Here is a 26,115-nt window from a genome sequence, read left to right on the forward strand (position 1 = left end):
ACCTTAAAAAGACCTATGCATACTAAACTTTATATATTATTTGAGACAAACTATGGCTGATATACGCATTACCGGGAGAATGGTTAACTTTTCAAGATTAACCTTCGATACTAATGATCATGATGCTATTCGCCAACAACTTACGCAGATGCTAGATGATACTGCAGCACATGGTGCTTCTATTATTATCGATAGTACGGTTGAACAAGAACTTATAGAACTCATACAACTACTGCTTAGTCTTGACTTACAGCCTATGGCTGTTATCGATGGCTTACTAACAGGCCAAGCTCAAAGTATTCAATTTCCTGTCTTACCTGCAGACCGTCCGCTACAGCGTATTAAACCAACAATTGAGCAAACAGCTGAAAATGATCAAGATTCATCCGATAATACACAAAAAACAAACGCGTCTAATCATATAACTTCTTATCATAATGACATGCTTCGTACAGGACAGTGTTTAATTCAAGAACACGGCGACGTCATTTTAAATGCAAGTATGAATAGTGGCTCTGAAATTATTGCAAGTGGCAATGTACACATTTATGGGGCTGCACAAGGAAGAATTATTGCAGGTGCGAGCGGAGATTTTTCTGCACGAATTTTCTGCTATAAGCTGAATGCCGAACTTGTTTCGATTGCGGGCACATACTGTGTTGCAGACGATATTCCTGCACACGTACAAAAAAAGGCTGTTCATATTTATTTAAATGAACATCAAGAACTTGTATTTGAAGCATTAGATATTTAAGGTATAACAACCTATATTAATGAATTAAAATATGCGCTATTGCATCTTAAGAACAGAGAAATAACAGGAGTGGATTAGGTGGCCAAAATTGTTGTCGTAACATCAGGCAAAGGCGGTGTGGGAAAGACCACAACAAGCGCATCATTTGCAACAGGTCTAGCCTTACGTGGCCACAAAACCGTAGTCGTCGACTTTGATGTGGGTTTACGTAACTTAGACCTTATTATGGGATGCGAACGTCGTGTTGTATATGATTTTGTCAATGTAATTAATAATGAAGCGCGATTACCACAAGCGCTCATTCGTGATAAAGACATTGAAAACCTTTACATACTTCCCGCTTCTCAAACAAGAGATAAAGATGCACTTTCAGATGAAGGTGTAGCACGTGTAATTGAAGAACTTTCCCAAGAATTTGACTATATTATTTGCGACTCTCCAGCAGGTATTGAACGTGGTGCAATTTTAGCAATGTATCACGCTGATGAAGCGATTATTGTAACAAACCCTGAAATTTCATCTGTACGAGATTCAGACCGTATTATTGGAATGCTCGATAGTAAAACAAAGAAAATAGAGCAAAATGAAGGTCGTATTCGTAAGCATTTATGTATCACACGATTTAACCCTGAACGAGCAGATCGTCAGGAAATGCTAACCATTGATGATATTTCTAAAGATATTTTACGTGTTCCAACATTAGGTGTAATCCCTGAATGTAGTAGTGTTTTGCAAGCCTCAAATGAGGGTAAACCTGTTATCCTATATACAGAAACCCCTTCAGGCCAAGCATATGATGATCTAGTAGCTCGCTTCCTTGGTGAAGATCGACCATACCGTCATATTACCGCGAAACCTAAGGGCTGGTTGGCACGTTTATTTGGAGCATAACAATGGCAGGATTTTGGAGTAAAATTTTTGGCAATGATGATCGCCAGAGTAGCGCTCAGACGGCAAAAGACCGTTTAAAAGTCATTGTTGCTTCTGAGCAGGGCTTAGGTCGTCGCTTAAGCCAAGACAAAATTGATCAAATGAAAAAAGAGATTATGCAAGTTGTAAATCGCTATGTACGTGGTGTAGATGAGCAGCACATACAAATGCAAGTACGCTCTGAAGCTAACCTTGAAATGCTTGAAATGAATATCAATTTACCTGAAGATCGTTAATTTCAATACTGATTAGCTTATTACTCATTTTCAAGGCAAAATAACTTCAGTTATTTTGCTTTTTTTATTTGAGGATAAAGTCATGGCTGTCTCACAACCAGCAACTTTTAATGAAGAATGGTCGGACGAACGTGTATATGCTTATTTAAATCATTTACCTCCAACTGGAGTAAATGCAGACTATCACGTGCTCTATAATGCTTATAAACACATGCGACCATATGACTTTGAAAGATTAATAAAAAAATTTAAAGAAGATGGTCGAAATATTGAGGCAACTAATCCTCAAGGTGAAACTATTGCACAAACGATTAGTGCATTCCCCAAACACAGTCTACCATTTTTAGAAATTTTAAAAAAATACAGTTAAAAAAAGAGCCTCATCAAGATGAGGCTCTTTTCATTTTAGATTATCTAAATACATGATAAGTTGCATAAGTTCTTACAGCAACATTAGATGTCCAACTTGTTGCAATACGGTTTGGATCCCAACGATACATACTCGTACGAGCTGGTCTAAATAGCTGACCAACACCGCCACCATCACACTTCCCACCAGTTTGGATGTATGCACCTTTATATACACCACGCATCCAACGACGTGTTACAACTTGAATTGGTTGAGCAGAATAACCTGGCTGTAAAGAAACATTCCAACCAAAAGTTGTTGTTACTGTTTTTGTTCGTGTATACCCTGCATTAATACTAAATGGAAGGTATTTACCAATAGTCGGGATTTTATCAAAGTTAAGTGTACCACCAACATTCCAAGCATATGCTGTTGCAACAGCTTTACTCCACTGGTAATCACAGCGTTGAACACCTACAGATTGGCATTTATAAACGTCACCACGCCAAATCCAGTCATCCCAAGTATTGCGTGCTTGCTGCTGTATAAGCTTTTGAGAGCCATCACCCATAACAAGAGGTTCATTACGAGGATATAAACACTCATCTGCAAAAATTTGTGTTGATGTAATAGTAAGTATAGATAATACAATATGCTTAATTTTCATTCATCTTTCTCCTAATTATAAACCAAATACATCATCTACAGTATTTGCGACTTTCGAGTCGCTATCTGTAGTTGCAGCTTTTGATCCATAAATATTTGATGAAACTGGTGTCACATCATATCCACCATTACTACTCTTAATCATTACAGCTTCTGAGTTTACAGAGAAACCAGCAATTTTTTGAGCAACTGCTTGAGCTGTCCCCATACCAGCTTTAGCATCGACAATAAGTGTTACACCCTGATTTAAGTAGGCTTGTAACTGCTTAATTTGAGCGGCTGATGGCATTGAACTGCTATCAACAACAATCGTGTTATATCCCTGTGACTTTACAGGAAATACACTTTTTAGTTTATTAAATACAAATCCTGAGTTGCCATTTACAGGGTAAATAATCTTTTGCTCAGGTTTCCCATCATAATCAATCATATCTTCTGCAAATACAGATGTACTTGCAAAAACTAAAGAGGAAATAAATAAAATCACTTTTCGATTAAATTTAATCATTTAAGCCTTACCTCAAAAAACCGTCATCAATAATAAATAATATAAAATTAAAGCAGACTACCCCAAAAAACCAACACTTCACCCAAAATTCTGAGTGAACATCTAGCTTTAATTTAATTAATAATGATATAGAACGTTCTTTAATTTGTTACTAGGATTAAATATCAAAATATTTCATGGAAAATTATTAAATTTGTGACACTATTCACATTTTTATATTATTTTTATGCCCTATATTGATTGATATATATACACTATCCTTACCAAATTCATTTAACTTTTATAATCTACATCCCATATATCATAGGCATAAAACATCAATTGAATATAATTCAAACAAAAATTGATTATTTTTTCTTTAATTTTCTCAGATTGGGCTTTATGTATCTGACTGAAAAATATATTCAAAAAAGTTAAACTCGTAATTATAAATTCATCGTTAGATGAGCTAGATAAAAAGTCATTACATAAATCACATATTATTTTTATAATAATAAATAACGCTATTTTAGAGACCAAAGAACAGATTTATACTTTGTAAATACTGCTATCTGCTCTTATTTATTACTCATAAGAAACATACCAAAAATGGTAAAAATTCCACCAGAAACTCCATCAATCCATTTAACAGATCTTTGATAAAAAGATTTACATGCTGGCAAAGAAAAAATTAAAGCGACTAACGTAAACCAAAGTAAGGTTTCTAAAATAACGATGAGTAATAAAAGTACATGGACATGTTCTAAGGTTGGGTTAGATAAAAAAAGTGATAAAACATTTCCGAAGTAAATAATTACCTTAGGATTAGATAAGTTCGTTGCAAGTCCTTTAAAAAAGAAGCGACTCAACTTTTTTTCTTGTTCTACTATAATTTCATGTTGAGTACCTTTTCCCTGACTCATTTTTTTCTTAGAAAAAGCTGACCTTAAAAGCTGAAGTCCCAACCAACATAAATATGCACCTCCCCCAATAAATAAAACTTTTTTTAACCAAACCACTTTTTCAAAAATAATATTTAACCCTAGAAAAGCTAAAAATGACCAAAAAAGTACACCACACGTTACCCCTGCAACTACAGATAAAGCTGCTTTTTTTGAACAGCTCATTGCAGTTTGAGTCACAAAAAAGAAGTCTGGTCCAGGTGTAAGCAATGCACATAAATTAATAAAAGCTAATGTCAGTAGCAATGTGATCACTTTTTACAACACCTAATAAACATAAATTAAGGCGCGATTTTATACTTTTCAAATAAAAGGTCAAATAAAAAGCCTCTTTAAAAGAGGCTTTTTAGATTTAAACTAAAATTTCACGCCTACTATTTGGTCCAGCTCCGCTCACTACACCATTTTCTTCCATTTGGTCTATGAGTCTTGCAGCTCTGTTATAGCCCAAACTAAATTTACGCTGTAAAGAAGATGCAGAAGCTTTTCTACTTTCAAGGACAAAAGCAACAGCCTGATCATAAAGTACATCACGATCCGATGCACCTTCACCATTATCACCACCCGATCTTGCAGAAGGTTCTTCATCATATGGGGTTAAAATCTCATCCACATAATCAGGATCACCACGCTCACGCCATGCATCACAAATTCGGTTAACCTCATCATCACTAATAAAAGCACCATGTAAACGTTCAGGTTCAATCTTACCCGGCCCTAAAAATAGCATATCACCATGACCTAAAAGATCTTCTGCCCCACCGGCATCTAAAATGGTTCTTGAGTCAATTTTACTATTTACACGTAAAGCAACTCGCGTTGGAATATTGGCTTTAATTAGACCTGTAATAACATCTACAGACGGACGCTGAGTCGCAAGTAATAGATGAATACCCGCAGCACGCGACTTCTGTGCCAGACGTGTAATCATTTCCTCTGCTTTTTTACCTACTTGCATGATCATATCTGCAAATTCATCGGCAACAATTACAATCATTGGCAAAGTTTGCAATCTTGGAGCTCGCTCTTGTGTTGCTGAATCACTTGGCTTCCAAGTTGGATCAATGAGATCCTCCCCTGTTTCCAAAGCTTCTTTTACTTTCCGATTATAATCAACAATTTTACGTACTTTTAAAAATGACATGAGCTTATAACGGCGCTCCATCTCATTAACACACCAATTTAAAGCACTTACAGCATCTTTCATATCTGTAACTACAGGCGTTAATAAATGAGGAATATCATTATAGTTTGCTAACTCTAATTGTTTCGGATCAATTAAGATAAGCCTTAAGTCTTGAGGTGTATACTTTAACAACATCGATAAAAGCATTGCATTCACAGCAACTGACTTACCTGAGCCCGTTGTACCTGCAACTAGCATATGCGGTGCTTTTGCCAAATCAGTAAGTACAGGCTGACCAGAAATATCTTTCCCCATAGCCATACTAATAAGACCATTTGGATCTTTATATTCCTGAGTATGTAGCAACTCAGTTAAGCGCACCATTTCACGACTACTATTCGGCACTTCAATACCAATATAAGGCTTGCCTGGAATGACTTCCACAACACGTACAGAAGCCATAGACATTGAACGTGCAAGGTCTCTTGAAATATTGGTGACTTTCGATGCTTTCACGCCAGGTGCTAAATCTAGTTCAAATCGTGTAACAACAGGGCCTGGTTGCGCTTCTACCACAGTTGCTTTTACATTAAACTCTTGTAGCTTAATTTCAAGCAGCTCTGATAACCGCGCTAATTGCTCTTCTGTAAAATTTACTTTTTTATTTGGATCAACTTCATCAAGTAAACTTTTTTCAGGTAACGGAGATAGTCCTCTACGCTTTTCAACCACCTGCATTGCTCTAGACATTGGACGACCTGAAGCATCTGTAAGCGGTGCATCAAAATCGAACTCATCTTGGTTGTCTTCAGGCTTACCTGCAGTCTCTTGCCAAGCACTTATAAACTCTTCTTTTGAAAGCTTTGTATCTAATTCTGTTTGAATGTCAGCCTGAACAAAAGCAGATGATTGTGCATAACTATTGACAGGCTTAGATACATTTGATGATGCTAATTTCGCATTTTCATCTTTCTCTCTAGGTGTCTTATGAGCAGCCGACTGTGACTCTGCTTTATCTAAAGCAAGTAACTTCTCAATATCATCGACATGAGAGTCATAATGAATAGACTGCGACTGCGTATTTACTTTTTCAGCTGGTATACTCGACAGTTGTTCACTGTTATTAAAAGGTGTATGTATATCTGTCGCCGCTTCCTCTTTTGGCACAGTCTTTAACAAATCATCAAAGACCTTATCATCATCCCAATTTACATTTGATGTCTTTGAATTTAAGTTTGCCTTCAAATGTTCATCTTCAGATGCCTTTAATAATGCATCAATTTCTTTTTGCTGTTCATCTTCTGTTTTTTGGTCAGGTACTTTCCATACCTGCCCTGTCACAACCTTGCGCTCTTGGGCTTCAGGTATTGCTTTATTTGTCTCTGAAACAGGTACTTCAAAAGACTTTAAAGACTCATGTTCTGCTTGGCGTGTTATCAAATCATCAAATAATTTTTCAGCAGCAGGATCTGTATTCGATGCTTTTTTAACAGTTTCCTTTTTTTCTTGATGATCTATAGATTCTATTTCTTCATTACCATGAGCTGTTTGCGCTTCTACTGATTTTTCTGGTTTCTTCGACGCTATCATTTTGTCATATGCAGCCTCTGTTTCAGGCACATTACGATAAAATAAATCTTGTAAATATTTAGGTGTAGCTTGCAACGTCGCCCATGTTTTATTCCATTGCACACCAAAAGCAAGTGTAAATAAAATACCCCATAGTACAAAAAGGAAGATACTTGCACCATAAATTGTAATGAGATGGGATAAGCTCACACCAAGCTCATATCCTATAATACCGCCAGAAGCATTGGTTAGCGCATCTGTAGGTACATTCCAAAATAAATAAAATAAGCTCGAAGTTGCCAATAAAATAAAAAACTGAGCCGCGTAACGAAAAGGTCGGCTTAAAAAGCTTCTTGGCCACCAAACTTGAATTGCTTCTATAAAGAAAAAAATAGGAATAAGTAAACTTGCCCAACCTAAAAATCCAAACAGTAAATCTGCAATCCAAGCGCCTGCAACACCACTTGCGTTTGATACTTGTTGTGTGTCACTTGAAATATGCATCCATCCCGGATCAAATGGTGTATATGTGACTGTTGCTAAGAACAAATAAATACCAAACGATACTAAAAATAATGTCGTAATTAAGCGCTGTGCATACACACTCGACACCGCAGTCATATACTGTCCTGTACTTGAAAAAACCAATGAATATTTATGAAATAAAGCTTAATACTTTTTTCAACGATTTAATTTTAATATTATGCACATGTTATACGAGAAAATATGCAACGCTTTGTTAGTATTTAGATATTAACATAGCTAAAATCGATTTAGCCTATCCATAATATCAACATTTACAGACAACACAAAGATTCTTGTTTAGCGTATAATTTTACCAACGATTTATTATAAAGGAATACTTATGAGCGCTCGCCATTCGCGATTGATCATTTTAGGTTCAGGCCCTGCTGGCTACAGTGCGGCTGTTTATGCAGCTCGTGCAAACTTAAAACCAACACTTATTGCAGGACTACAACTCGGCGGTCAGCTAACAACAACAACCGAAGTAGATAACTGGCCGGGTGACCCTGAAGGACTTACAGGCCCTGCACTCATGGAACGTATGCAAGCACATGCGGAACGCTTTGGTACAGAAATCTTATATGACCACATCAATGAAGTAGACCTCAAAAACCGTCCATTTACGCTTAAAGGCGATATGGGTGAGTACACATGTGATAGTCTAATTATTGCTACTGGTGCGACTGCACAATATTTAGGTCTTGAATCTGAAAAAGCATTTATGGGTCAAGGCGTAAGTGCATGTGCAACATGTGATGGTTTCTTTTATAAAAACCAAAAAGTAATGGTTGTCGGTGGTGGTAACACTGCTGTAGAAGAAGCGCTATATCTTTCAAATATCGCAGCGCATGTAACACTTGTACACCGCCGAGATAGCTTACGTTCTGAAAAAATCTTACAAGATCATATCTTTGAAAAAGAAAAAGAAGGTAAAATTTCTATTGTTTGGAACCATCAAGTTGATGAAGTTCAAGGCGATCAAACAGGTGTAACAAGTGTTCGTCTAAAATCGACATTAGATGACTCAACTCAAAACGTCGATGTTCAAGGCTTATTTATTGCGATTGGTCATAAGCCGAATACAGATATGTTTAAAGACCAACTCGAATTACGTGATGGTTATATTCAAATACATAGTGGTACGGCTGGAAATGCAACAGCAACTTCTGTACCGGGTGTATTTGCTGCGGGAGATGTTGCAGACAGCATCTATCGCCAAGCTATTACATCGGCAGGTTCAGGCTGTATGGCCGCACTCGATGCCGAGAAATACTTAGACAACATCGAATAAGATCAAAAGCCGTAGTTACTACGGCTTTTTCTTTCATACATACTGAAAATTATAAATACTTCTATGAATAATATTCCACCATCACAATACACATTCCCCTTAGCCAAAGACGCAGACCCTGAGGGGCATGGACTCATCTGTTTTGGAGCAGACCTATCACCTTCAACACTATTTGAAGCATATACACATGGGTTATTTCCTTGGTTTAATGAAGATGAGCCTATTTGTTGGTGGAGTCCTGAGCCACGATGTATTATTTCACCACATGCCTACACCCCAAGCAAATCACTCCTTAGAAACATGAAAAAGCATGATTACACCATAACCATTAATCATGCTTTTGAAGATGTTATTCGTAAATGTTCATTACCACGTAACTATACGAATGAAACATGGATTAGTGAAGATATTATTCAAAGCTATGTAAATATGTTTAAACATGGCTTAGGTTACAGTATAGAAGTATGGGAGAAAGATATTTTAGTTGGTGGCTTATATGGTTTAACCATTGGTCATGGCTGCTTTGGCGAGTCTATGTTTAGCCAACGTACAGATGTTTCTAAAATGGCATTTTACACATTGATGCTAATAGGTGCCGAACAAAAATTACCATGGATTGACTGCCAATTGGTCAATGACCATCTACTCAGTTTAGGTGCAACAACCATGACACGCGAAAATTATTTAAAATCGTTACAAACTGTTATAAAACAACCTAGAATTGATTGGAAAAAGTATCAGGACAGTGTATTTTCTAGTAAGGATATTGCCAATTCACAGCAACTACTCACCAAGTAAATTAACTGGAGGGAGACGAATATGAATACATACACCCCGAAGTCCCCTTTAAGTACACTACAGTATTTTATTACTCCCCCTCATGACTGTAGCTACTTAAATGCTCGCCCATCAAGAATGGTTTTTCTCGACCCAAAACAGCGAATAGATGTTCTTACACTTTCAGACTTATCTAGAACAGGTTTTAGACGCAGTGGCGATTACATTTATAGACCTGAGTGTCATTCTTGTCGACAATGCTTATCTTGTCGTGTGCCTGTAGAACACTTTACGATGAACAGCCAACAAAAAAAGGCTTGGAAGCGTAATAAAGATCTTACAATGTATATCACGCCTATCGAGCAAGCAAATGAACAACATTATAAGCTCTATGAAAAATACATTAATATTCGGCATAAAGATGGAGACATGTATCCTGCAAGTAAAGAGCAGTTTGAAAAATTCTTACTACATACTTGCACAGAAAGTTTTTTCTTAGAATTATGGAAAGATGATCAACTCATCAGTGTTTCTGTATGCGATGCATTAGATGATGGGCTCTCTGCGGTTTATACCTTTTTTGAACCTGAAGAACATAAGCGTTCTCTTGGTGTATTTGCCATCCTCAAACAAATTGATTATGTGAAATCTCTTAACCTTGATTATGTATATTTAGGCTATTGGGTTCCCCATTCAAAAAAAATGAATTATAAATGCCAATATGCACCTTTTGAGTTATTTATTGATGGACAGTGGCACACCTTAAATAAACAGCTTTCTTCTGAAGATATTATAAATTTAGGGGAATCTCTAATGACAAGCTATCCAACGAACTGGAGCCATCTTTTAAATGAATAAAATTACTTCATATAAGAACTAAAATCGTCATTACATGACTTAATCATAATTATTGCATGTTCTCGTGAACCATCAGTCTTTGGATAATAATTCTTCCTAAGATCAATCTGATGAAATCCAGCCTTTTCATACAGCTTTATTGCTGCTAGATTACTTTCACGAACTTCCAAAAATATTTGTATTGGATCATTTTTCAATAAGTCTAATGACTCTTCTAATAACTTAAACCCAATACCTTTGCCCTGATATTTAGGGTGTACTGCCATAAGAAGAAGATTAGCTTCATCTAACACAGGCTGCAATATACAAAATCCACAAACCTCATGATTTTCTATATATACAGTAGTATGATAGTTCTTTTGAGCCTCTGTAAACTGCTTCAATGACCATGGATGTGACTGTACTCGTTTTTCTATTTCATAGACCTGAGTAACATCACCTTGTTCCATAAAACGAATCATAACAACTTTTCTAATAAGATTTTTGCTGATTATAGCTATTTTATTTTTCTTTACTATATTTAAAAATCAAACACATAAAAAAACGCCCCTAAAGGAGCGTTTTTTTACTTTTCAGTGATTATGCTGTTACTTTAGAAACAACACCAGCACCTACAGTACGACCACCTTCACGGATCGCGAAGCGTAAGCCAGCGTCCATTGCGATTGGGTGGATCAATTCTACTGCCATTTCAACGTTGTCACCTGGCATAACCATTTCAACGCCTTCTTTCAACTGGATTGCGCCAGTTACGTCAGTTGTACGGAAATAGAACTGTGGGCGGTAACCATTTAAGAATGGAGTATGACGACCACCTTCTTCTTTCGCTAGTACATATACTTCTGCGTCGAATTTAGTGTGTGGCTTGATTGTACCTGGCTTAGCCAATACTTGACCACGTTGTACGTCTTCACGCTTAGTACCACGTAGAAGAACACCACAGTTCTCGCCTGCACGACCTTCGTCAAGCAGTTTACGGAACATTTCAACGCCAGTTACAGTTGTTTTAACCGTGTCTTTAATACCAACGATTTCAACTTCTTCACCAACTTTAACAATACCTGATTCTACACGGCCTGTTACTACAGTACCACGACCAGAAATTGAGAATACATCTTCGATTGGCATTAGGAATGCTTTATCGATAGCACGCTCTGGCTCAGGAATGTAAGAATCTAAAGCTTCTACAAGAGAAATTACTGCAGATTCGCCATACTGACCAGCATCACCGTTAAGTGCAGCTAAAGCTGAACCACGGATTACAGGAGTGTCATCACCAGGGAAGTCGTAAGAAGCTAGAAGTTCACGAACTTCCATTTCTACTAATTCAAGTAACTCTTCATCATCAACAAGGTCACACTTGTTTAAGAATACGATGATGAAAGGTACACCTACCTGACGAGAAAGAAGGATGTGTTCACGAGTTTGTGGCATAGGACCATCAGTCGCAGCACATACAAGGATCGCACCGTCCATTTGAGCAGCACCAGTGATCATGTTTTTAACATAATCGGCGTGTCCTGGGCAGTCTACGTGAGCGTAGTGACGAGTTGGAGAGTCATATTCTACGTGAGATGTATTAATTGTAATACCACGAGCTTTTTCTTCAGGTGCAGAGTCGATCGCTGCGTAATCTTTAGCTTCACCGCCATAAGTTTTCGCACAGATAGTTGCGATAGCAGCTGTTAAAGTTGTTTTACCATGGTCAACGTGACCAATTGTTCCCACGTTTACATGTGGCTTATTACGTTCAAACTTGGCTTTAGCCATGATGATCTTCCTTTATTAACTGCTCATAAGGGTTACTTATGAGCAATAGGTTTTTAACTCAAATCGAATTAGGCAATATAGTAATCGAAAGATTACTCGTCGTCACCTGATTTACCTGTTTGGAATTTAGTAATGATGCCTTCAGCCACGTTACGTGGAGTTTCAGCATATTTTGCAAATTCCATAGAGTAAGTTGCACGACCTTGAGACATAGAACGCATATGTGTTGCGTAACCAAACATCTCAGCAAGTGGAACTTCAGCACGAATTGCTTTTGTACCACCAGGTAAGTCGTCCATACCTTGAACCATACCACGACGACGGTTTAAGTCACCCATGATATCGCCCATGTAGTCTTCTGGAGTTTCTACTTCAACTTTCATAACAGGTTCAAGAAGAACAGGATCTGCTTTCATGAAACCGTCACGGAATGCGTAAGAACCTGCCATTTTGAACGACAATTCATCAGAATCGACATCATGGTAAGAACCATCAAATAATGTCGCTTTGATGCCTACAACTGGGTAACCAGCAAGGACACCATTCTTCATACGCTCACGGATACCTTTATCCACAGCGCCAAAGAATTCTTTAGGTACTACACCACCAACAACTTCTTCAACAAACTCGTATTCTTTGTCGCCTTCAGGATCCATAGGTTCTAAACGAACATATACATGACCGAATTTACCTTTACCACCTGTTTGACGAACGAATTTACCTTCTTGCTCAATTGTTTTACGAATCGTTTCGCGGTAAGCAACCATTGGTTTACCAATATTTGCTTCAACACCGAATTCACGCTTCATACGGTCAACAATGATGTCAAGGTGAAGCTCACCCATACCAGCAATAATTGTTTGACCAGATTCTTCATCAGTACGTACACGGAATGAAGGATCTTCTTTTGCTAAGCGACCTAGAGCAACTGACATTTTTTCTTGGTCAGCTTTTGTTTTTGGCTCTACAGCAAGTGCAATTACTGGATCAGGGAATTCCATACGTTCAAGCGTAATGATGTTCTTTTCATCACACAACGTATCACCAGTTGTTACATCTTTTAGACCAACACATGCTGCGATATCGCCCGCACGAATTTCATCTAAATCTTGACGTTGGTCTGCGTGCATTTGTACGATACGGCCAACACGCTCACGCTTAGACTTAACTGGGTTAAATACAGGATCACCTTGTTTAAGTACACCTGAATAAACACGAATAAACGTTAAGTTACCAACGAATTTGTCATTCATAATTTTGAATGCAAGCGCAGAGAATGGCACTTCATCAGATGCTTCACGAGTTGCTTCTGTCTCATCTTTATCGTCTAAAACACCGCGAATCGCTTGTACTTCAGTTGGAGATGGTAAGTATTCAATTACAGCATCCAACATACGTTGAACACCTTTGTTTTTGAATGCAGAGCCACAAAGCATTACTTGAATTTCAGATGCCAATGTACGTGCACGTAAACCTTGCATGATCTCTTCTTTAGAAAGATCACCTTCTTCAAGGTATTTGTCCATGAGTTCTTCAGAAGCTTCCGCTGCTGCTTCAACCATGTTTACACGCCATTCTTGAGCAGTATCAACAAGATCAGCTGGAATTTCACCTAGGTCGAATTTCATGCCTTGAGATTCTTCATCCCAAATAATTGCTTTCATTTCGAGAAGGTCAACAACACCAGTAAATGTATCTTCTGCACCAATTGGAACTACGATAGGTACAGGGTTTCCACCAAGGCGTGTTTTCATCTGTTCAACAACACGGAAGAAGTTTGCACCTGTACGGTCCATCTTATTCACGAATGCTAAACGAGGTACTTTATATTTGTTTGCTTGACGCCATACAGTTTCAGACTGAGGCTGAACACCACCAACTGCACAGTAAACCATGCAAGCACCGTCAAGAACACGCATAGAACGTTCAACTTCGATTGTGAAGTCAACGTGTCCCGGCGTGTCAATTACGTTAATACGGTGTTGTTTAAATTGGTTAGCCATACCAGACCAAAAACAAGTTGTCGCAGCTGAGGTAATTGTAATACCGCGCTCTTGCTCTTGTGCCATCCAGTCCATCGTTGCAGCACCGTCGTGTACTTCACCAATTTTGTGAGATACACCAGTGTAATACAAGATACGCTCTGTAGTTGTAGTTTTACCTGCGTCAATATGTGCAGAAATACCGATGTTACGGTATTGAGAAATAGGAGTTTGACGAGCCATGATGTTTTACATTCCTAATGTTATTTATAAAACAGGACGCATTAAGTTTAAATAACTTAATGCGTTCAAATATTAAAAATACAAGTATTTTTAATATTATTTTTTTAAAGACCTGTTTTATCCGCTTAGAAACGGTAATGAGAGAAGGCTTTGTTAGCTTCAGCCATACGGTGCACGTCTTCACGTTTTTTAGTTGCAGCACCTTTGCCTTCAGCCGCATCAAGCAACTCGCCAGCAAGACGTAAAGCCATAGTTTTTTCAGAACGCTTTGCAGCAGCGTCTACTAACCAACGCATAGCTAGAGCAGTACGACGGGATGGGCGCACTTCCATAGGTACTTGGTATGTAGCACCACCAACACGGCGAGCTTTTACTTCGACCATAGGACGAACTTTTTCAAGAGTAGTCTCGAAAAATTCAACTGGGTCTACTTTATTTTTTTCTTGAACGCGGTCTAAAGCACCATAAACAATGCTTTCTGCAATCGATTTTTTACCATCTTGCATAACGTGGTTCATGAATTTAGCGATTGTTTGGCTACCGAACTTAGGATCCGGAAGGATTTCACGGGCAGCGACTACGCGACGTCTTGGCATTTTAATACACCTAATAATATGACACTTCAGGATGATCCAGCAGTTTGTGCAAAGTGTCATGCACATGACGCTGGCCTTACTATACGTCGCTTGATTTAAAAATCTGAATGATCAAACAAGCGAAACGCTAAAGGTTTTTTTGGTTTTTAACGCCTAATTATTTCTTAGGACGTTTAGTACCGTATTTAGAACGTGCTTGGTTACGATCTTTAACACCAGCACAGTCTAATGAACCACGAACGGTATGGTAACGTACACCTGGTAAATCTTTAACACGACCACCACGGATAAGCACAACACTGTGCTCTTGTAGGTTATGACCTTCACCACCGATGTAGCTTGAAACTTCAAAACCTGAAGTTAGACGTACACGGCAAACTTTACGCATTGCTGAGTTTGGTTTTTTAGGTGTAGTTGTATAAACACGAGTACATACACCACGACGTTGTGGACAAGCCTTCAACGCAGGAACTTTGGATTTTTCAACCAAAGTTGAACGACCCTTACGGATCAATTGATTTGTTGTTGCCATATGGCAATTCTCCCGTTAATTAAAAACCCCACAAAAAAAGAAAATTTAACTCTTTTTGAGGGCACATTATTGTATTCAAAAACTAAATCTTGGTCAACATAAGACAAAGACACATTTCAACCCAACAATAATGAAAGTATTTTATAAAAAAACAATATAAAGTAAATACTTATAAAAAATTTAAAACACTACGCTTTAAAAGAAATATTATATTTAACAAATTAAGTCACAAGAATAACGCATCGCTTCATAACTTACGAAGCGATATAAGTAATATAGAGTCTAATTTTTAATGCTTTTCACTGATCTTTGATAAGCCTCTAATATAGAGCATGACTCCGTTGGATGGGTGAGTATATAATCTCTAGCAATAGAAAAAATATGCTGTGAGTGCTGTCCAACCTGCTCTATAAGCTTCCAACTATATACCGCGCCTACCCCTGCCATCACAAATGGACTAGACTTACTTAGCATCGATATTTTAGGTACTTTTGCCAACCAATCCCATTGGATCGATTGTTCCTTAAATAAATTAGATACCCATGCTAAATCCTCTTGAGAACCAACAAAAGTCTGTAGCTTTTGAATATCTTGTGTTTCTAGAGCACTAGAGATAGCACGTATAAGCAACAATAAACTTTGTTTTTCAAGATTTTTTTCAAGTGGTATTTGTTGAAAAATAAACTGAATAATTTCTTGATCATTTATATTCAGCTCAAAACCATAAGCTCGCCCTGTTTGATAAACCGTTTTTAAAACGAGAATAAGTGAAACTGGAATATCTAACCCCATTCCCACCACTCCTAAAGGGGCACAAACACCACCTTGTATACTTGCAATCCACTTATTTTGCTCAATTAATGCTTGGCTTACCCTTCCTGCACGAAAAATATCATCTTTTAATGTATCTAGTGATTTTACTCCTGCTTCAGCCATCACATTTTCAGTACTACTTAACTTCTCTGCTATTTGATTGACCTGTTTAAATAAATAGTCAGCAGCCTGATCTCCACCTATCGGCGAAAGAAACCCTGCAACTTTTACAACAGGACTATAATGTCTACCCAAAACTCTTTGAGAAAAATCGGGAATATACTGCCGCATCATCATTTGTGGCTTATCTGCATGTGTTGTATTTGATGTACTTCTACTCTCTTTAGATTGTATAGCCACATTTACCTGATTTTTTTGCCCATTTACTTTGTCTAGTGTTGCCTGACTGAGCTTTTTAGCCACCCCAAAAATCTGATGAAGTGGCTTAAATGAAGGATTATTGCCTATTTTTGGCATATCCATCTCCCAATTATTTTTTCTTTAGATTATTGATAAATACTAGAAGTACACATATTTTATCTCAACTTTAATATGTATCTTTTAGTTAAATGTCACAAGATGTGCATTTTTTACCTGAATCATAAGAATACACATAAGATTTGCCATAAGATTTAAAAAAGCTTTCTGTTATTATGAGATAAACATCAAAACATGAGTAATAGATATCAATATGATAGCACTTTACTCATCATCACTATATTAAGGGATCTGCAAGATGAACCGTGTTGTAATTACAGGTATGGGCATTAACTCATGCATTGGTAACTCATTAGAAAAAGTCACTGAATCTTTAAAAAATGGTATATCAGGTACTCGTCTTAACCAAGTACATGTAGATTTAAACTTCAAAAGCCATGTCAGTGCACCTGCAGTAGAAGAGTTTGATCATATTGACCGTAAAACAAAACGCTTTATGGGTGTTTGTGCAATGTATGCATATAACTCAGCATTAGATGCTCTTAAACAAGCAGGTCTAGAGGTTTCTGACTTAGGCGGCAACCCACGTTATGGTATTGCAGGCGGTTCTGGTGGTGGTTCAACTGCTTCTGTTGTTGAAATGAATGAAATCTTAGAAACTAAAGGTGCACGTAAAGTTGGCCCTTTCTTTGTACCACGCAACATGACAAATACGATTACTGCAAACCTTGGTACAGCATTTAAACTACAAGGTGTTGCCCATTCGGTTGCGAGTGCTTGTGCAACTTCTGCCGATGCAATCGGCTATGCATATAATCTTATTGCGCTTGGTAAACAAGATCTTATGCTTGCAGGTGGTGGTGAAGAAGATCACTGGTCTCAAAGCCTATTGTTTGATGCAATGGGTGCTTTAAGCAACAAATTTAACGACACACCAGAGTCTGCTTCTCGCCCATACTCAAAAGACCGTGCAGGTTTTGTAATCGCAGGTGGCGGTGGCTTCCTTGTACTTGAGTCACTTGAGCATGCTCAAGCACGTGGTGCAAATATTATTGCTGAAATTGTCGCTTATGCTGCAAATAGCGATGGTGCTGATATGGTTGCACCAAGTGGCGAAGGTGCAACACGTTGTGTGCTTATGGCTTTAGATGAAGCAAAACAGCACGGTGTTGAAAAAGTTGACTATGTAAACTCACATGGTACATCTACTCCAGCAGGTGATATTACTGAATTAAAAGCAATGGAAAATGCTTTTGGTACAGGCAATGTTCCACCTGTAAGCTCAACAAAGTCTATGACAGGTCATAGCTTAGGTGCTGCAGGCGTACAAGAAGCAATTTACTCTATTCTAATGATGCAAAATGACTTTATTGCACCAAACATTAATGTCACTGAACTTGATGAAGGCGCAGAAGGTTTCGATATTGTGCTTGAAAAACGCGATGCGAAGTTAAATACTGTTATGAGTAACAGTTTTGGTTTTGGTGGTGTAAATGCTTGTCTCATTTTCAAAAAATGGGAAAGCTAATGCAATAAGGAAGGCTTATGGATGCTCCCTCTAGCGCGTTTTTATGGGTAAAGGCGCTACATATTATTGCGGTTGTGTGCTGGTTTGCAGCACTGTTTTACTTACCGCGCTTGTATGTTTACCATGCAATGAGTAAAGATCAAGCAAGTTATGAAAGATTCCAAATTATGGAGCGTAAGCTTTATCGTGGAATTATGTGGCCAGCAATGATCGCAACACTTATTACAGCCCATTTTCTTGTAGATTGGGGGGATGCAACTCGACATTACCATGAAGCACTTTGGTTTTATTTCAAAGTTGGTTTAGTTGGGCTACTCATTATTTATCATTTTGTTTGTGGTTATTATCGAAAAAAACTCATAGATAATGCCCACTACAAAACACATAAATTTTGGCGAATGTTTAATGAGTTGCCTACCGTCATCTTATTTGCCGTCGTTATATTAGTTGTTGTAAAACCTCAGTTTTAACTGAGGTTTTTCTTATCTAGAAAGACAATAGACCATCTGTAATAACTTCATTTAGTACAAAAAAAGTTCTCACTTGCCTTACTCCCGGTAACGCAATTACTTTTTCACTGTGAAAACGGTTAAATTCAGAAAGATCTTTCACACGTAACTTTAAAAAGTAATCAACTTCCCCTGCCACTAAATAACATTCCAGTACATTAGGCAATTTTTTTACATGCGCCTCAAAATCCTCAAAACTATCTGGTGTAGAGCGATCTAAAACAACACCGACCAATACAACTGTCTCTTTTTGTACCATGACAGGATTAATAATTGCGCGAATATCAACAATTGCACCAATGGCAAATAAATTTTGAGTATGTTTCCAACAAGATGAGCTACTAATACCAACTATTTTTGCTAACTCTGCATTGGTTAAACGACCATTTTCTTGTAAAGCACGCATAATTTTCAAATCTAAACTAGACAGTTGAGTTGACTCTGCTTCTGCCATAAAAATTCTCCCAATATTTAGTTTGATTTATAAATATTATTACTCAAAAAGCAAAATTATTAAAATATTTTTATTCATTTTAACTAAAATTAGAAAGCACATTTTTTAAGTAAATTGATAAATTAGCCTCTTAAATACCCATAATAAAGTGACTTTATTCATGCTCAAACAATTCATTGATGATTTTTCCATTTCAGCAGCATTTGCGGGCATTGTTACTTTTATTATTGGTATTAGTGTTTCAGCTGTACTCATCATTGAAGGCGCTCAACACCTTGGAGCAAGCCCCGATCAAGTGTCATCATGGTTCTTAGCACTTGGTATTTCCATTGGCTTATCTGGTGCCATCTTATCTTGGAAGTATAAGTATCCCGTTGCAACCGCATGGTCTACTCCTGGTATTGCGCTTATTATTGCTTCGAGCCAACACTACTCTCTTGCAGAGGCTACAGGTGCATTTATTGCCTGTGGTGTACTCATTGCCATAACAGGTTTTTCAGGCATCTTTCAAAAACTACTCGCAAAAATTCCACTCAGTTTAAGTTGTGCCATGCTCGCAGGAATTTTACTTAAATTTGGGATTAACCTATTCATTCACTTACCAGACCAGTGGTTTTTTACTGTAGGTACATTACTGAGCTACTTTATATTAAAACGTGTTTTACCACGCTATAGCATCGTTTTCATGGTGTGCATTGCATTTATATTAAGCATGATATTTTGTCACGTTTCTTTTCCTGCCTTTTCCTTTCAACTGACAAAACCTATTTGGGTTACACCATCTTTTTCTTGGCAAGTCATTATCGGATTGGCTATCCCTTTATTTATTGTCAATCTTTCATCCCAGTTTTTACCTGGTATTGGTATGATTAAAAGCTACGGCTATACACCACACACAAATCAACTTGTAGGCTGGATTGGTATTACTCAAACATGCTTTGCACCTTTTGGTGCATTTTCTGTCTGTCTCGCTGCCATTAGTGCTGCCGTAAGCTTAGATAATCAAGTGCACCCAGACCCTAAGAAACGTTATATTGCAGGCATATGTTGTGGTCTCTGCTACATATTTATGGGAGTATTTGCACTTTATCTAACACATTTACTGCTTAACTTACCTCAACTTTTTATTACTACAGTCGCAGGCATTGCATTACTCGGTACAATTAGCCATAACATTGCAGTTGCCTTTGAAGATACCGAAAGTCGTGATGCTTCATTATTTACTTTCTTATTAAGTGCATCAGGCATACAAATATTAGGTATTGGTTCTGCATTTTGGGGACTTTTATTGGGTATTTTGCTATATAAATTTTTATCAAAGAAATAAAATTATTTTAATTATGAATAATATATAACCATATTAATATCATGATATGAAAAAATGACTATTTAGAGTATAATCACACGAAAGAGATAAAAAATATTTTAAATATACAAAGCGACGACGATGCTTAAACAAACCCTTCAATCTTGGCTACCTTCCTCTGAGAAAGTTGCGTCTTCTAAAATCATGAAACTTTTTGGAAGTCGTACTCGTGACCCTTTACTATGGTATATTAACCGTAGATCGATCTCTAGAGCTGTGTTGATTGGTGCATTCTTTGGACTTTTACCCATTCCCTTTCATAGTATTCTTATTATTCTTGCTGTCTTAATGCTTGAAGTGAATTTACCTATTGGACTGAGTCTTGCTTGGCTAACAAACCCCTTTACAATTGCACCCATTTTATATGTTGCATTCTGGATTGGCAGCAAAATATACCATGTACAAATGATTGATAAAGAAGTATTACTCACTACTTTTCATCAAGTTTCAGCATGGCTTTCCCACTTTGGTCACGGTTATGTAGATACAAGCATGACCAAAGTTTTATTTTCAGGCTTACTCATTGAAGCCTTATCCTTTTCACTCATTCTATATATTATCACGCTCTTATTTTGGCGTTGGAGTACCATTCATCAATGGCACAAACGTCATTATTTTCTAAAAACAAAGTAGCCTACATCCACTTCAAAGCTACCATCTTCTTGTATATGAAAGTGTTTTCTGACTTCATCCGATATACTCTGCTGTAAATATTGAATTGTATGAATGGCATGACTTGGTGTTTTCATACGTTCAACCCATGCTTTAAAATTAAGAGAAAGCTTTTGCTTTTCAATAAGCTCAACCGTTAAATCTGCACCTTCTGCAAGATTTATCCACTCTGCCAAGCTATAATCACGTACATGACTTGGATCACGAACAATTTCTATTGTTTGCAGAAATGTATCTAGCGCAGGTCTATTTGAACCAATAATATCTATCAAAATAAATACACCGCCATCACAAAGTACACGCTGAATTTCATGTATTGCTTGACGAATACTTTGCCAATGATGTGCAGAATAACGACTTACAACAAAATCAAACTCAGCATCTGCAAATGGAAGTTTTTCAGCAGGGCCTTGCTGAACTACAATATTTTTTATCTGCTTAGTCTCTGCTGTCGTCGCTACAGTTTCTAACATTTCTAAAGACAAGTCATATGCCACAACACTTTCTACAAAAGGAGCAATTTGATAAGAAACATGACCTCCTCCACAACCTAAATCTAAAACACGGCTTTGTTGCTTATTTGAGATTAAATTTATGATTTTTTTAAACTCAACTCCTTGAGCATGAACTTGACTATGCAAATAACTTACAGACTTATTTGCATACTGTTTTTGATTAATATCATGTTGTGTTTTCATTACCCATACTCGAGGCTTATCTTTTAAAACTAATTTAAACGATATATTTAATAAAAAAAATTTAAATATTTTTATTTATTTGAAAACTTATTTTTATATAAATTACATAATACAAAATTTTATTTTAAATGTTCCTATCTAAATTAATTTATAATATTTTTGCTATCTGCACCTTTTCACTATAAAACCAAAAGCTACTCAACGTATTTCATCAATAGAATTTATAGATAGCAAACTATTTAAATATAAAACTCTAGAAATAGATCATCACAAATAATCATTAAACACTAGGTGTTTCATGGCCAATGATAAACCGCGATATTTAGAAACACCCCCTAATTGGGCAGATGACGAAAGACCTGTTATTCCAGGTTCTCCACCTGCACTAGACCATCCAAAGTCTAAGAGATATCTATATTTTATTATTGGTACATTTATAGCCATTACTTCTGGTTTAAGTAATGGTTTTATTACTGCAAACCTTCCTCAACTACAAGGACAATATGGCATAACACCAACAGAAGGTGCTTGGTTACCTGCTGCCTATGTTATGGCAAATGTAAGTGCCAATCTCATTTTATTTAAGTCAAGACAACAATACGGTCTACGTGCTTTTACTGAAATTGGTTTATTGGGCTTTATTGCTGTAATGCTATTACACCTACTTGTTCAAAACTACCATATGGCTGTCTTTGCACGCTGTATTAGTGGCTTTGTTGCAGCACCACTTAGTTCTTTAGGCATGTATTACATCATGCAAGCTTTTGGTAAAGTACATCGCTTAAAAGGTCTATATTTAGGCTTCGGTTTTGGTCAACTGGGTATCCCGCTTGCATGGATTATTTCCCCTTACCTTGTCAATGTAAATAACTGGATAGACCTTTATACCTTTGAATTGGGACTCGCCATTTGTTGCTATGCCATGGTTGTCTCTTTAAAACTACCACGTAGCATACGTATAGCCGTTTTTGAAAAAGGTGATATTTTTACTTTTGCGTTACTTGCGCCAGGCTTCGCTTGTCTTTGTATTGTCTTAACACAGGGACCTTTACTATGGTGGTTTGATGCCCCATGGCTAGCTTATACACTCATTATTGGCTTTACACTCATTGTTTTTGGGTTTTTCTACGAACACCATAGAACAAACCCACTCATTATGACGCGATGGTTAGGTACTATACCTATGATTCGCTTTATTTTTGGTGCTTTCTTCCTACGTTTTTTACTTTCTGAACAAAGCTATGCTGCGGTTAACTTTCTAAAAACAGTAGGTATGGGGCCCGATCAATTTGTTGGTTTATATACTGTTATTTTTATTGCGATTATTTGTGGTGTTGTTTTTAGTGCACTCACTTTTTCACGTGAAAGAACTGTTTTACACTTATTGCTTGCGACTTTTCTAATCCTCATCGCAAGTCGTTTAGATGCTCATCTAACGAGTGATGTACGCCCTGAGCATTTTTTCTATAGCCAATTCCTAATTGCTTTTGCAAATGGTGTATTTATTGGGCCATTGCTTCTCACTGGTATGGGTAAAACATTACAACAAGGCTCTAATTATGTTGTCACATTTATTGTTTTATTCTCAGCAACACAAAACTTTGGCAGCCTCATTGGCTCTTCTTTTTACAATACATACCAAAAACATCAAGCACAGGTATATCAGGTCGATATTGACCGCACAATGAATGCAACTGACCCAAATGTCATTAACCGTATTAATCAATATAAAGCAAAATACACAGCGAATATTACAGACCCACTGCAAGTACAAGGGCAAGCGATTAAATCTCTAGCTCAAATTGCAACTCGAGAGTCGCAAGTTCGTGCATATAATGATGTCATTAACCTAAATAGTTGGATTGCTATCATTTTATTTATTTGGACAAGTTTTAATATATTCTGGGATAAATTTTATGCATCCCGTAAAAAGAATGCCTAACATTTTGAGTAAAAAAACATGAGTAATACACAAGATACTGAACAAAAAAATGCAAAAAAAATGGATGACTCCAATATACAAATTAAGTCGATCCCTCATGTTGGAAAGCTCATTAAAACAAAGAAATCGACCCTTATTTTAATGTTTTTTATTCTACTAATTGGTATTTCAGCAATTTTATGGGCATGGCGTTTAGGGCCTTTTAATAGCCCAGTACAACAAACAGATAATAGCTATATTAAAGGTCAAACTACTGTATTATCTTCGCAGATTAATGGCTATATTCAAGAAGTCTTAGTCAATGATTTTGACCATGTAAAAAAAGGTCAACCACTTATTAAAATCAATCCCGATCGCTATGACCAACAAGTCATTCAAGCAAAGGCCAATGTAGATCAGGCTAAAAATGCCTTTAGAAACCAAAATCAGGCCATTGAGCAGCGTAAAGCCGATATTGTTGCAGCAAAAGCAAAAATCTCGCAAGCAAATGCGCAGTATGAACTTTCATTACAACAGTTACATCGCTATCAGCAACTTGGTAATACCGGTGCTGTTTCCAAAACAGAATATGACTCTGTAGATGCTTCAGCCAAAAATAATTTAGCATTATTGCAACAGGCTCAAGCCAATTTAAATGTAGCACAAGAAGCACTTAAAACAGCACAGGTTGCACAAATTGGTTTAAATGCTCAAGTTCAAAATAGCCAAGCGGCTTTAGATCAAGCTGAAATTACGAAAAACTATGCAATTATTAGTGCACCCATGGATGGACAGCTTGGCGAAGTTACTCCCCGACTTGGACAATATGTTGCAGCAGGCACACAATTATTATTTCTTATCCCACCAAAACGTTGGGTAATTGCAAACTTCAAAGAAACACAAATGGATCATATTCAAATTGGTCAAAAGGCATCGTTTACTGTAGATGCGCTTAACCATCAAAAGTTTACAGGTCATGTAGAACAAATTTCACCCGCAGCAGGCTCAGAATTTAGTGTACTAAAAGCAGATAATGCAACAGGTAATTTTACGAAAGTCGTGCAACGTATTCCTGTCCGTATTAGTATTGATGCAAATCAAAAAGACCTTTCACGTTTAAGTCCGGGAATGTCTGTTGAAACTTCTGTAAATACTCACACAGCCTCATAAATATTTATGTTTCAAAATATACAAAGGAATACACCTATTGAACATATTGGTGTAAAACACGGCGTTCGTATAGATATGAAACGCCTAGACCAAATTCACCCTTATATTTCAGGCAACAAATTCTATAAGCTTAAATACAATTTTCTAGAAGCTAAACAGAAAGGCTATACAAGCATCCTTACCTTTGGTGGTGCATACTCCAATCATATTGCTGCAACTGCTTATGCAGCAAAACAATATGGCTTTACAAGTGTAGGTATAATTCGTGGTGAAGAATTGGTACATCAACCATTAAACCCAACGCTTAATTTTTCTCATCAAATATGTAGTATGCAGCTCTCTTTCGTTTCAAGAGCGACATATAAAGAACGCCATACCTTATCTTACTTAGAAGAATTACAACGTAAATATCCAAATACTTACATTATCCCCGAGGGTGGAACAAACACATTTGCTGTTCAAGGCTGCAAAGAAATACTCACAGATCATGATTTACAACATTATGATGTCATTTGTTGTGCGGTTGGCACAGGTGGAACATTAACAGGTCTTATTGAGTCGACATCATCTCCATGTAAAATTTTAGGCTTTTCAGCACTAAAAGGAGACTTTCTCAAACAAGAAATTAGACAGCTCACGCAAAAAAACCATTGGGATATTACAGATGATTACTGCTTTGGTGGATATGCTAAAACAACACCTGAACTCATCGAATTTATACACATGTTTGAACATGAATATAATATTCCCTTAGAGCCTATATATACAGGAAAAATGTGCTATGGGGTCTTCAACCTGATTCATAAACAATACTTCCCAAAAGGTACACGTATTTTGCTCATCCATACAGGTGGTCTACAAGCAAAATCTAGCTTAATGTAACGACAGTTTAT

Annotated in this window: 26 protein-coding genes; 14 read left to right on the forward strand and 12 right to left on the reverse strand. The window is 37.1% G+C overall.

All coding sequences use genetic code 11. From position 1 onward, the window contains the following. The first annotated feature begins 52 nt into the window (after window positions 1-52). From minC to P256_RS05465, 4 genes are all read left to right on the forward strand, one after another. Complete coding sequence (minC, locus tag P256_RS05450; RefSeq protein WP_023272688.1) at window positions 53-754, forward strand: septum site-determining protein MinC; 702 nt, start codon at window positions 53-55, stop codon at window positions 752-754. Between the two features lie 78 nt (window positions 755-832). Beyond that, window positions 833-1,645 (forward strand): septum site-determining protein MinD, encoded by an 813-nt coding sequence (minD, locus tag P256_RS05455; RefSeq protein ID WP_023272689.1) that lies wholly within the window; start codon window positions 833-835, stop codon window positions 1,643-1,645. 2 nt (window positions 1,646-1,647) lie between these two features. Further along, a complete protein-coding gene (gene minE / locus P256_RS05460; protein ID WP_023272690.1) occupies window positions 1,648-1,920 on the forward strand; it encodes a cell division topological specificity factor MinE in 273 nt (90 codons plus the stop codon). An 82-nt stretch (window positions 1,921-2,002) separates the two neighbouring features. Further along, on the forward strand, window positions 2,003-2,290 hold the full coding sequence (locus tag P256_RS05465; protein WP_023272691.1) for a PA4642 family protein: 288 nt from the start codon (window positions 2,003-2,005) through the stop codon (window positions 2,288-2,290). A 40-nt stretch (window positions 2,291-2,330) separates the two neighbouring features. Here P256_RS05465 and P256_RS05470 read toward each other — a convergent pair whose 3' ends face one another. The 4 genes from P256_RS05470 to P256_RS05485 form a co-directional block, all read right to left on the reverse strand. Further along, window positions 2,331-2,936, reverse strand: coding sequence for a hypothetical protein (locus P256_RS05470; RefSeq protein ID WP_023272692.1), 606 nt, complete (start codon window positions 2,934-2,936; stop codon window positions 2,331-2,333). 15 nt (window positions 2,937-2,951) lie between these two features. After that, a complete protein-coding gene (locus P256_RS05475; RefSeq protein ID WP_023272693.1) occupies window positions 2,952-3,443 on the reverse strand; it encodes a hypothetical protein in 492 nt (163 codons plus the stop codon). A 557-nt stretch (window positions 3,444-4,000) separates the two neighbouring features. Continuing rightward, window positions 4,001-4,639: a LysE family transporter gene (locus tag P256_RS05480; RefSeq protein WP_023272694.1), complete on the reverse strand. Its 639-nt coding sequence runs from the start codon at window positions 4,637-4,639 to the stop codon at window positions 4,001-4,003. A 97-nt stretch (window positions 4,640-4,736) separates the two neighbouring features. Next, window positions 4,737-7,700 carry a DNA translocase FtsK gene (locus P256_RS05485; RefSeq protein WP_023272695.1) on the reverse strand — a complete coding sequence of 988 codons (2,964 nt, stop codon included), beginning with the start codon at window positions 7,698-7,700 and terminating at the stop codon, window positions 4,737-4,739. A 244-nt stretch (window positions 7,701-7,944) separates the two neighbouring features. Between P256_RS05485 and trxB the strand changes: the two genes are divergently transcribed. From trxB to P256_RS05500, 3 genes are all read left to right on the forward strand, one after another. Beyond that, a complete protein-coding gene (gene trxB / locus P256_RS05490) occupies window positions 7,945-8,895 on the forward strand; it encodes a thioredoxin-disulfide reductase (protein WP_023272696.1) in 951 nt (316 codons plus the stop codon). 63 nt (window positions 8,896-8,958) lie between these two features. Further along, window positions 8,959-9,693: a leucyl/phenylalanyl-tRNA--protein transferase gene (gene aat / locus P256_RS05495; protein WP_023272697.1), complete on the forward strand. Its 735-nt coding sequence runs from the start codon at window positions 8,959-8,961 to the stop codon at window positions 9,691-9,693. Window positions 9,694-9,714: 21 nt separating this feature from the next. Further along, window positions 9,715-10,530, forward strand: a complete 816-nt coding sequence (locus tag P256_RS05500) for an arginyltransferase (RefSeq protein ID WP_023272698.1) — start codon at window positions 9,715-9,717, stop codon at window positions 10,528-10,530. Window positions 10,531-10,532: 2 nt separating this feature from the next. Here P256_RS05500 and rimI read toward each other — a convergent pair whose 3' ends face one another. The 6 genes from rimI to P256_RS05530 all read right to left on the reverse strand — a co-directional run bounded on the left by rimI (window position 10,533) and on the right by P256_RS05530 (window position 16,943). Continuing rightward, a complete protein-coding gene (rimI, locus tag P256_RS05505) occupies window positions 10,533-10,991 on the reverse strand; it encodes a ribosomal protein S18-alanine N-acetyltransferase (protein ID WP_023272699.1) in 459 nt (152 codons plus the stop codon). A 118-nt stretch (window positions 10,992-11,109) separates the two neighbouring features. After that, complete coding sequence (tuf, locus tag P256_RS05510) at window positions 11,110-12,300, reverse strand: elongation factor Tu (RefSeq protein WP_023272700.1); 1,191 nt, start codon at window positions 12,298-12,300, stop codon at window positions 11,110-11,112. A 92-nt stretch (window positions 12,301-12,392) separates the two neighbouring features. Further along, window positions 12,393-14,525, reverse strand: a complete 2,133-nt coding sequence (gene fusA / locus P256_RS05515) for an elongation factor G (RefSeq protein ID WP_023272701.1) — start codon at window positions 14,523-14,525, stop codon at window positions 12,393-12,395. Between the two features lie 125 nt (window positions 14,526-14,650). Further along, the gene (gene rpsG, locus P256_RS05520; RefSeq protein ID WP_023272702.1) at window positions 14,651-15,121 is read right to left on the reverse strand and encodes a 30S ribosomal protein S7; all 471 of its coding nucleotides are present in this window, start codon (window positions 15,119-15,121) and stop codon (window positions 14,651-14,653) included. A 157-nt stretch (window positions 15,122-15,278) separates the two neighbouring features. Further along, entirely contained in the window at window positions 15,279-15,653 is a 375-nt protein-coding gene (gene rpsL, locus P256_RS05525) for a 30S ribosomal protein S12 (protein ID WP_023272703.1), read from the reverse strand. A 282-nt stretch (window positions 15,654-15,935) separates the two neighbouring features. Next, complete coding sequence (locus P256_RS05530) at window positions 15,936-16,943, reverse strand: EcsC family protein (RefSeq protein ID WP_023272704.1); 1,008 nt, start codon at window positions 16,941-16,943, stop codon at window positions 15,936-15,938. A gap of 259 nt (window positions 16,944-17,202) precedes the next feature. On the opposite strand from P256_RS05530, the gene P256_RS05535 reads away from it, so the two are divergent. Both P256_RS05535 and hemJ read left to right on the forward strand, forming a co-directional pair. Then, window positions 17,203-18,432: a beta-ketoacyl synthase N-terminal-like domain-containing protein gene (locus tag P256_RS05535; protein WP_023272705.1), complete on the forward strand. Its 1,230-nt coding sequence runs from the start codon at window positions 17,203-17,205 to the stop codon at window positions 18,430-18,432. A 17-nt stretch (window positions 18,433-18,449) separates the two neighbouring features. Beyond that, window positions 18,450-18,902 (forward strand): protoporphyrinogen oxidase HemJ, encoded by a 453-nt coding sequence (hemJ, locus tag P256_RS05540; protein ID WP_023272706.1) that lies wholly within the window; start codon window positions 18,450-18,452, stop codon window positions 18,900-18,902. Window positions 18,903-18,918: 16 nt separating this feature from the next. Here the strand turns inward: hemJ and P256_RS05545 are convergent, their stop codons facing one another. Further along, on the reverse strand, window positions 18,919-19,395 hold the full coding sequence (locus tag P256_RS05545) for an Lrp/AsnC family transcriptional regulator (RefSeq protein WP_023272707.1): 477 nt from the start codon (window positions 19,393-19,395) through the stop codon (window positions 18,919-18,921). A 160-nt stretch (window positions 19,396-19,555) separates the two neighbouring features. On the opposite strand from P256_RS05545, the gene P256_RS05550 reads away from it, so the two are divergent. Next, window positions 19,556-20,722 (forward strand): benzoate/H(+) symporter BenE family transporter, encoded by a 1,167-nt coding sequence (locus P256_RS05550; protein WP_023272708.1) that lies wholly within the window; start codon window positions 19,556-19,558, stop codon window positions 20,720-20,722. A 120-nt stretch (window positions 20,723-20,842) separates the two neighbouring features. Continuing rightward, window positions 20,843-21,394, forward strand: a complete 552-nt coding sequence (locus tag P256_RS05555; RefSeq protein WP_023272709.1) for a DUF2062 domain-containing protein — start codon at window positions 20,843-20,845, stop codon at window positions 21,392-21,394. Here the strand turns inward: P256_RS05555 and P256_RS05560 are convergent. Continuing rightward, complete coding sequence (locus tag P256_RS05560; RefSeq protein WP_023272710.1) at window positions 21,373-22,131, reverse strand: class I SAM-dependent methyltransferase; 759 nt, start codon at window positions 22,129-22,131, stop codon at window positions 21,373-21,375. The genes P256_RS05555 and P256_RS05560 overlap by 22 nt on opposite strands. A 298-nt stretch (window positions 22,132-22,429) precedes the next feature. On the opposite strand from P256_RS05560, the gene P256_RS05565 reads away from it, so the two are divergent. From P256_RS05565 to P256_RS05575, 3 genes are read left to right on the forward strand one after another with little or no spacing between them, the layout of a single operon-like run. Further along, window positions 22,430-24,073 carry an MFS transporter gene (locus P256_RS05565; protein WP_023272711.1) on the forward strand — a complete coding sequence of 548 codons (1,644 nt, stop codon included), beginning with the start codon at window positions 22,430-22,432 and terminating at the stop codon, window positions 24,071-24,073. Between the two features lie 60 nt (window positions 24,074-24,133). Then, the gene (locus tag P256_RS05570) at window positions 24,134-25,222 is read left to right on the forward strand and encodes an HlyD family secretion protein (RefSeq protein ID WP_228130231.1); all 1,089 of its coding nucleotides are present in this window, start codon (window positions 24,134-24,136) and stop codon (window positions 25,220-25,222) included. A 6-nt stretch (window positions 25,223-25,228) separates the two neighbouring features. Then, window positions 25,229-26,104, forward strand: coding sequence for a 1-aminocyclopropane-1-carboxylate deaminase/D-cysteine desulfhydrase (locus tag P256_RS05575; protein WP_023272713.1), 876 nt, complete (start codon window positions 25,229-25,231; stop codon window positions 26,102-26,104). Window positions 26,105-26,115: the final 11 nt, after the last annotated feature.

This window comes from Acinetobacter nectaris CIP 110549, from assembly GCF_000488215.1.
Lineage (GTDB): Bacteria > Pseudomonadota > Gammaproteobacteria > Pseudomonadales > Moraxellaceae > Acinetobacter > Acinetobacter nectaris.

Coding starts and splice junctions, on each gene's coding strand:
- minC (WP_023272688.1), top strand. CDS start 53: ATGGCTGATATACGCATTACCGGGAGAATGGTTAACTTTTCAAGATTA.
- minE (WP_023272690.1), top strand. CDS start 1,648: ATGGCAGGATTTTGGAGTAAAATTTTTGGCAATGATGATCGCCAGAGT.
- P256_RS05465 (WP_023272691.1), top strand. CDS start 2,003: ATGGCTGTCTCACAACCAGCAACTTTTAATGAAGAATGGTCGGACGAA.
- P256_RS05470 (WP_023272692.1), bottom strand. CDS start 2,936: ATGAAAATTAAGCATATTGTATTATCTATACTTACTATTACATCAACA.
- P256_RS05475 (WP_023272693.1), bottom strand. CDS start 3,443: ATGATTAAATTTAATCGAAAAGTGATTTTATTTATTTCCTCTTTAGTT.
- P256_RS05485 (WP_023272695.1), bottom strand. CDS start 7,700: ATGACTGCGGTGTCGAGTGTGTATGCACAGCGCTTAATTACGACATTA.
- trxB (WP_023272696.1), top strand. CDS start 7,945: ATGAGCGCTCGCCATTCGCGATTGATCATTTTAGGTTCAGGCCCTGCT.
- aat (WP_023272697.1), top strand. CDS start 8,959: ATGAATAATATTCCACCATCACAATACACATTCCCCTTAGCCAAAGAC.
- P256_RS05500 (WP_023272698.1), top strand. CDS start 9,715: ATGAATACATACACCCCGAAGTCCCCTTTAAGTACACTACAGTATTTT.
- rimI (WP_023272699.1), bottom strand. CDS start 10,991: ATGATTCGTTTTATGGAACAAGGTGATGTTACTCAGGTCTATGAAATA.
- tuf (WP_023272700.1), bottom strand. CDS start 12,300: ATGGCTAAAGCCAAGTTTGAACGTAATAAGCCACATGTAAACGTGGGA.
- fusA (WP_023272701.1), bottom strand. CDS start 14,525: ATGGCTCGTCAAACTCCTATTTCTCAATACCGTAACATCGGTATTTCT.
- rpsG (WP_023272702.1), bottom strand. CDS start 15,121: ATGCCAAGACGTCGCGTAGTCGCTGCCCGTGAAATCCTTCCGGATCCT.
- rpsL (WP_023272703.1), bottom strand. CDS start 15,653: ATGGCAACAACAAATCAATTGATCCGTAAGGGTCGTTCAACTTTGGTT.
- P256_RS05530 (WP_023272704.1), bottom strand. CDS start 16,943: ATGCCAAAAATAGGCAATAATCCTTCATTTAAGCCACTTCATCAGATT.
- P256_RS05535 (WP_023272705.1), top strand. CDS start 17,203: ATGAACCGTGTTGTAATTACAGGTATGGGCATTAACTCATGCATTGGT.
- hemJ (WP_023272706.1), top strand. CDS start 18,450: ATGGATGCTCCCTCTAGCGCGTTTTTATGGGTAAAGGCGCTACATATT.
- P256_RS05545 (WP_023272707.1), bottom strand. CDS start 19,395: ATGGCAGAAGCAGAGTCAACTCAACTGTCTAGTTTAGATTTGAAAATT.
- P256_RS05550 (WP_023272708.1), top strand. CDS start 19,556: ATGCTCAAACAATTCATTGATGATTTTTCCATTTCAGCAGCATTTGCG.
- P256_RS05555 (WP_023272709.1), top strand. CDS start 20,843: ATGCTTAAACAAACCCTTCAATCTTGGCTACCTTCCTCTGAGAAAGTT.
- P256_RS05560 (WP_023272710.1), bottom strand. CDS start 22,131: ATGAAAACACAACATGATATTAATCAAAAACAGTATGCAAATAAGTCT.
- P256_RS05565 (WP_023272711.1), top strand. CDS start 22,430: ATGGCCAATGATAAACCGCGATATTTAGAAACACCCCCTAATTGGGCA.
- P256_RS05570 (WP_228130231.1), top strand. CDS start 24,134: ATGGATGACTCCAATATACAAATTAAGTCGATCCCTCATGTTGGAAAG.
- P256_RS05575 (WP_023272713.1), top strand. CDS start 25,229: ATGTTTCAAAATATACAAAGGAATACACCTATTGAACATATTGGTGTA.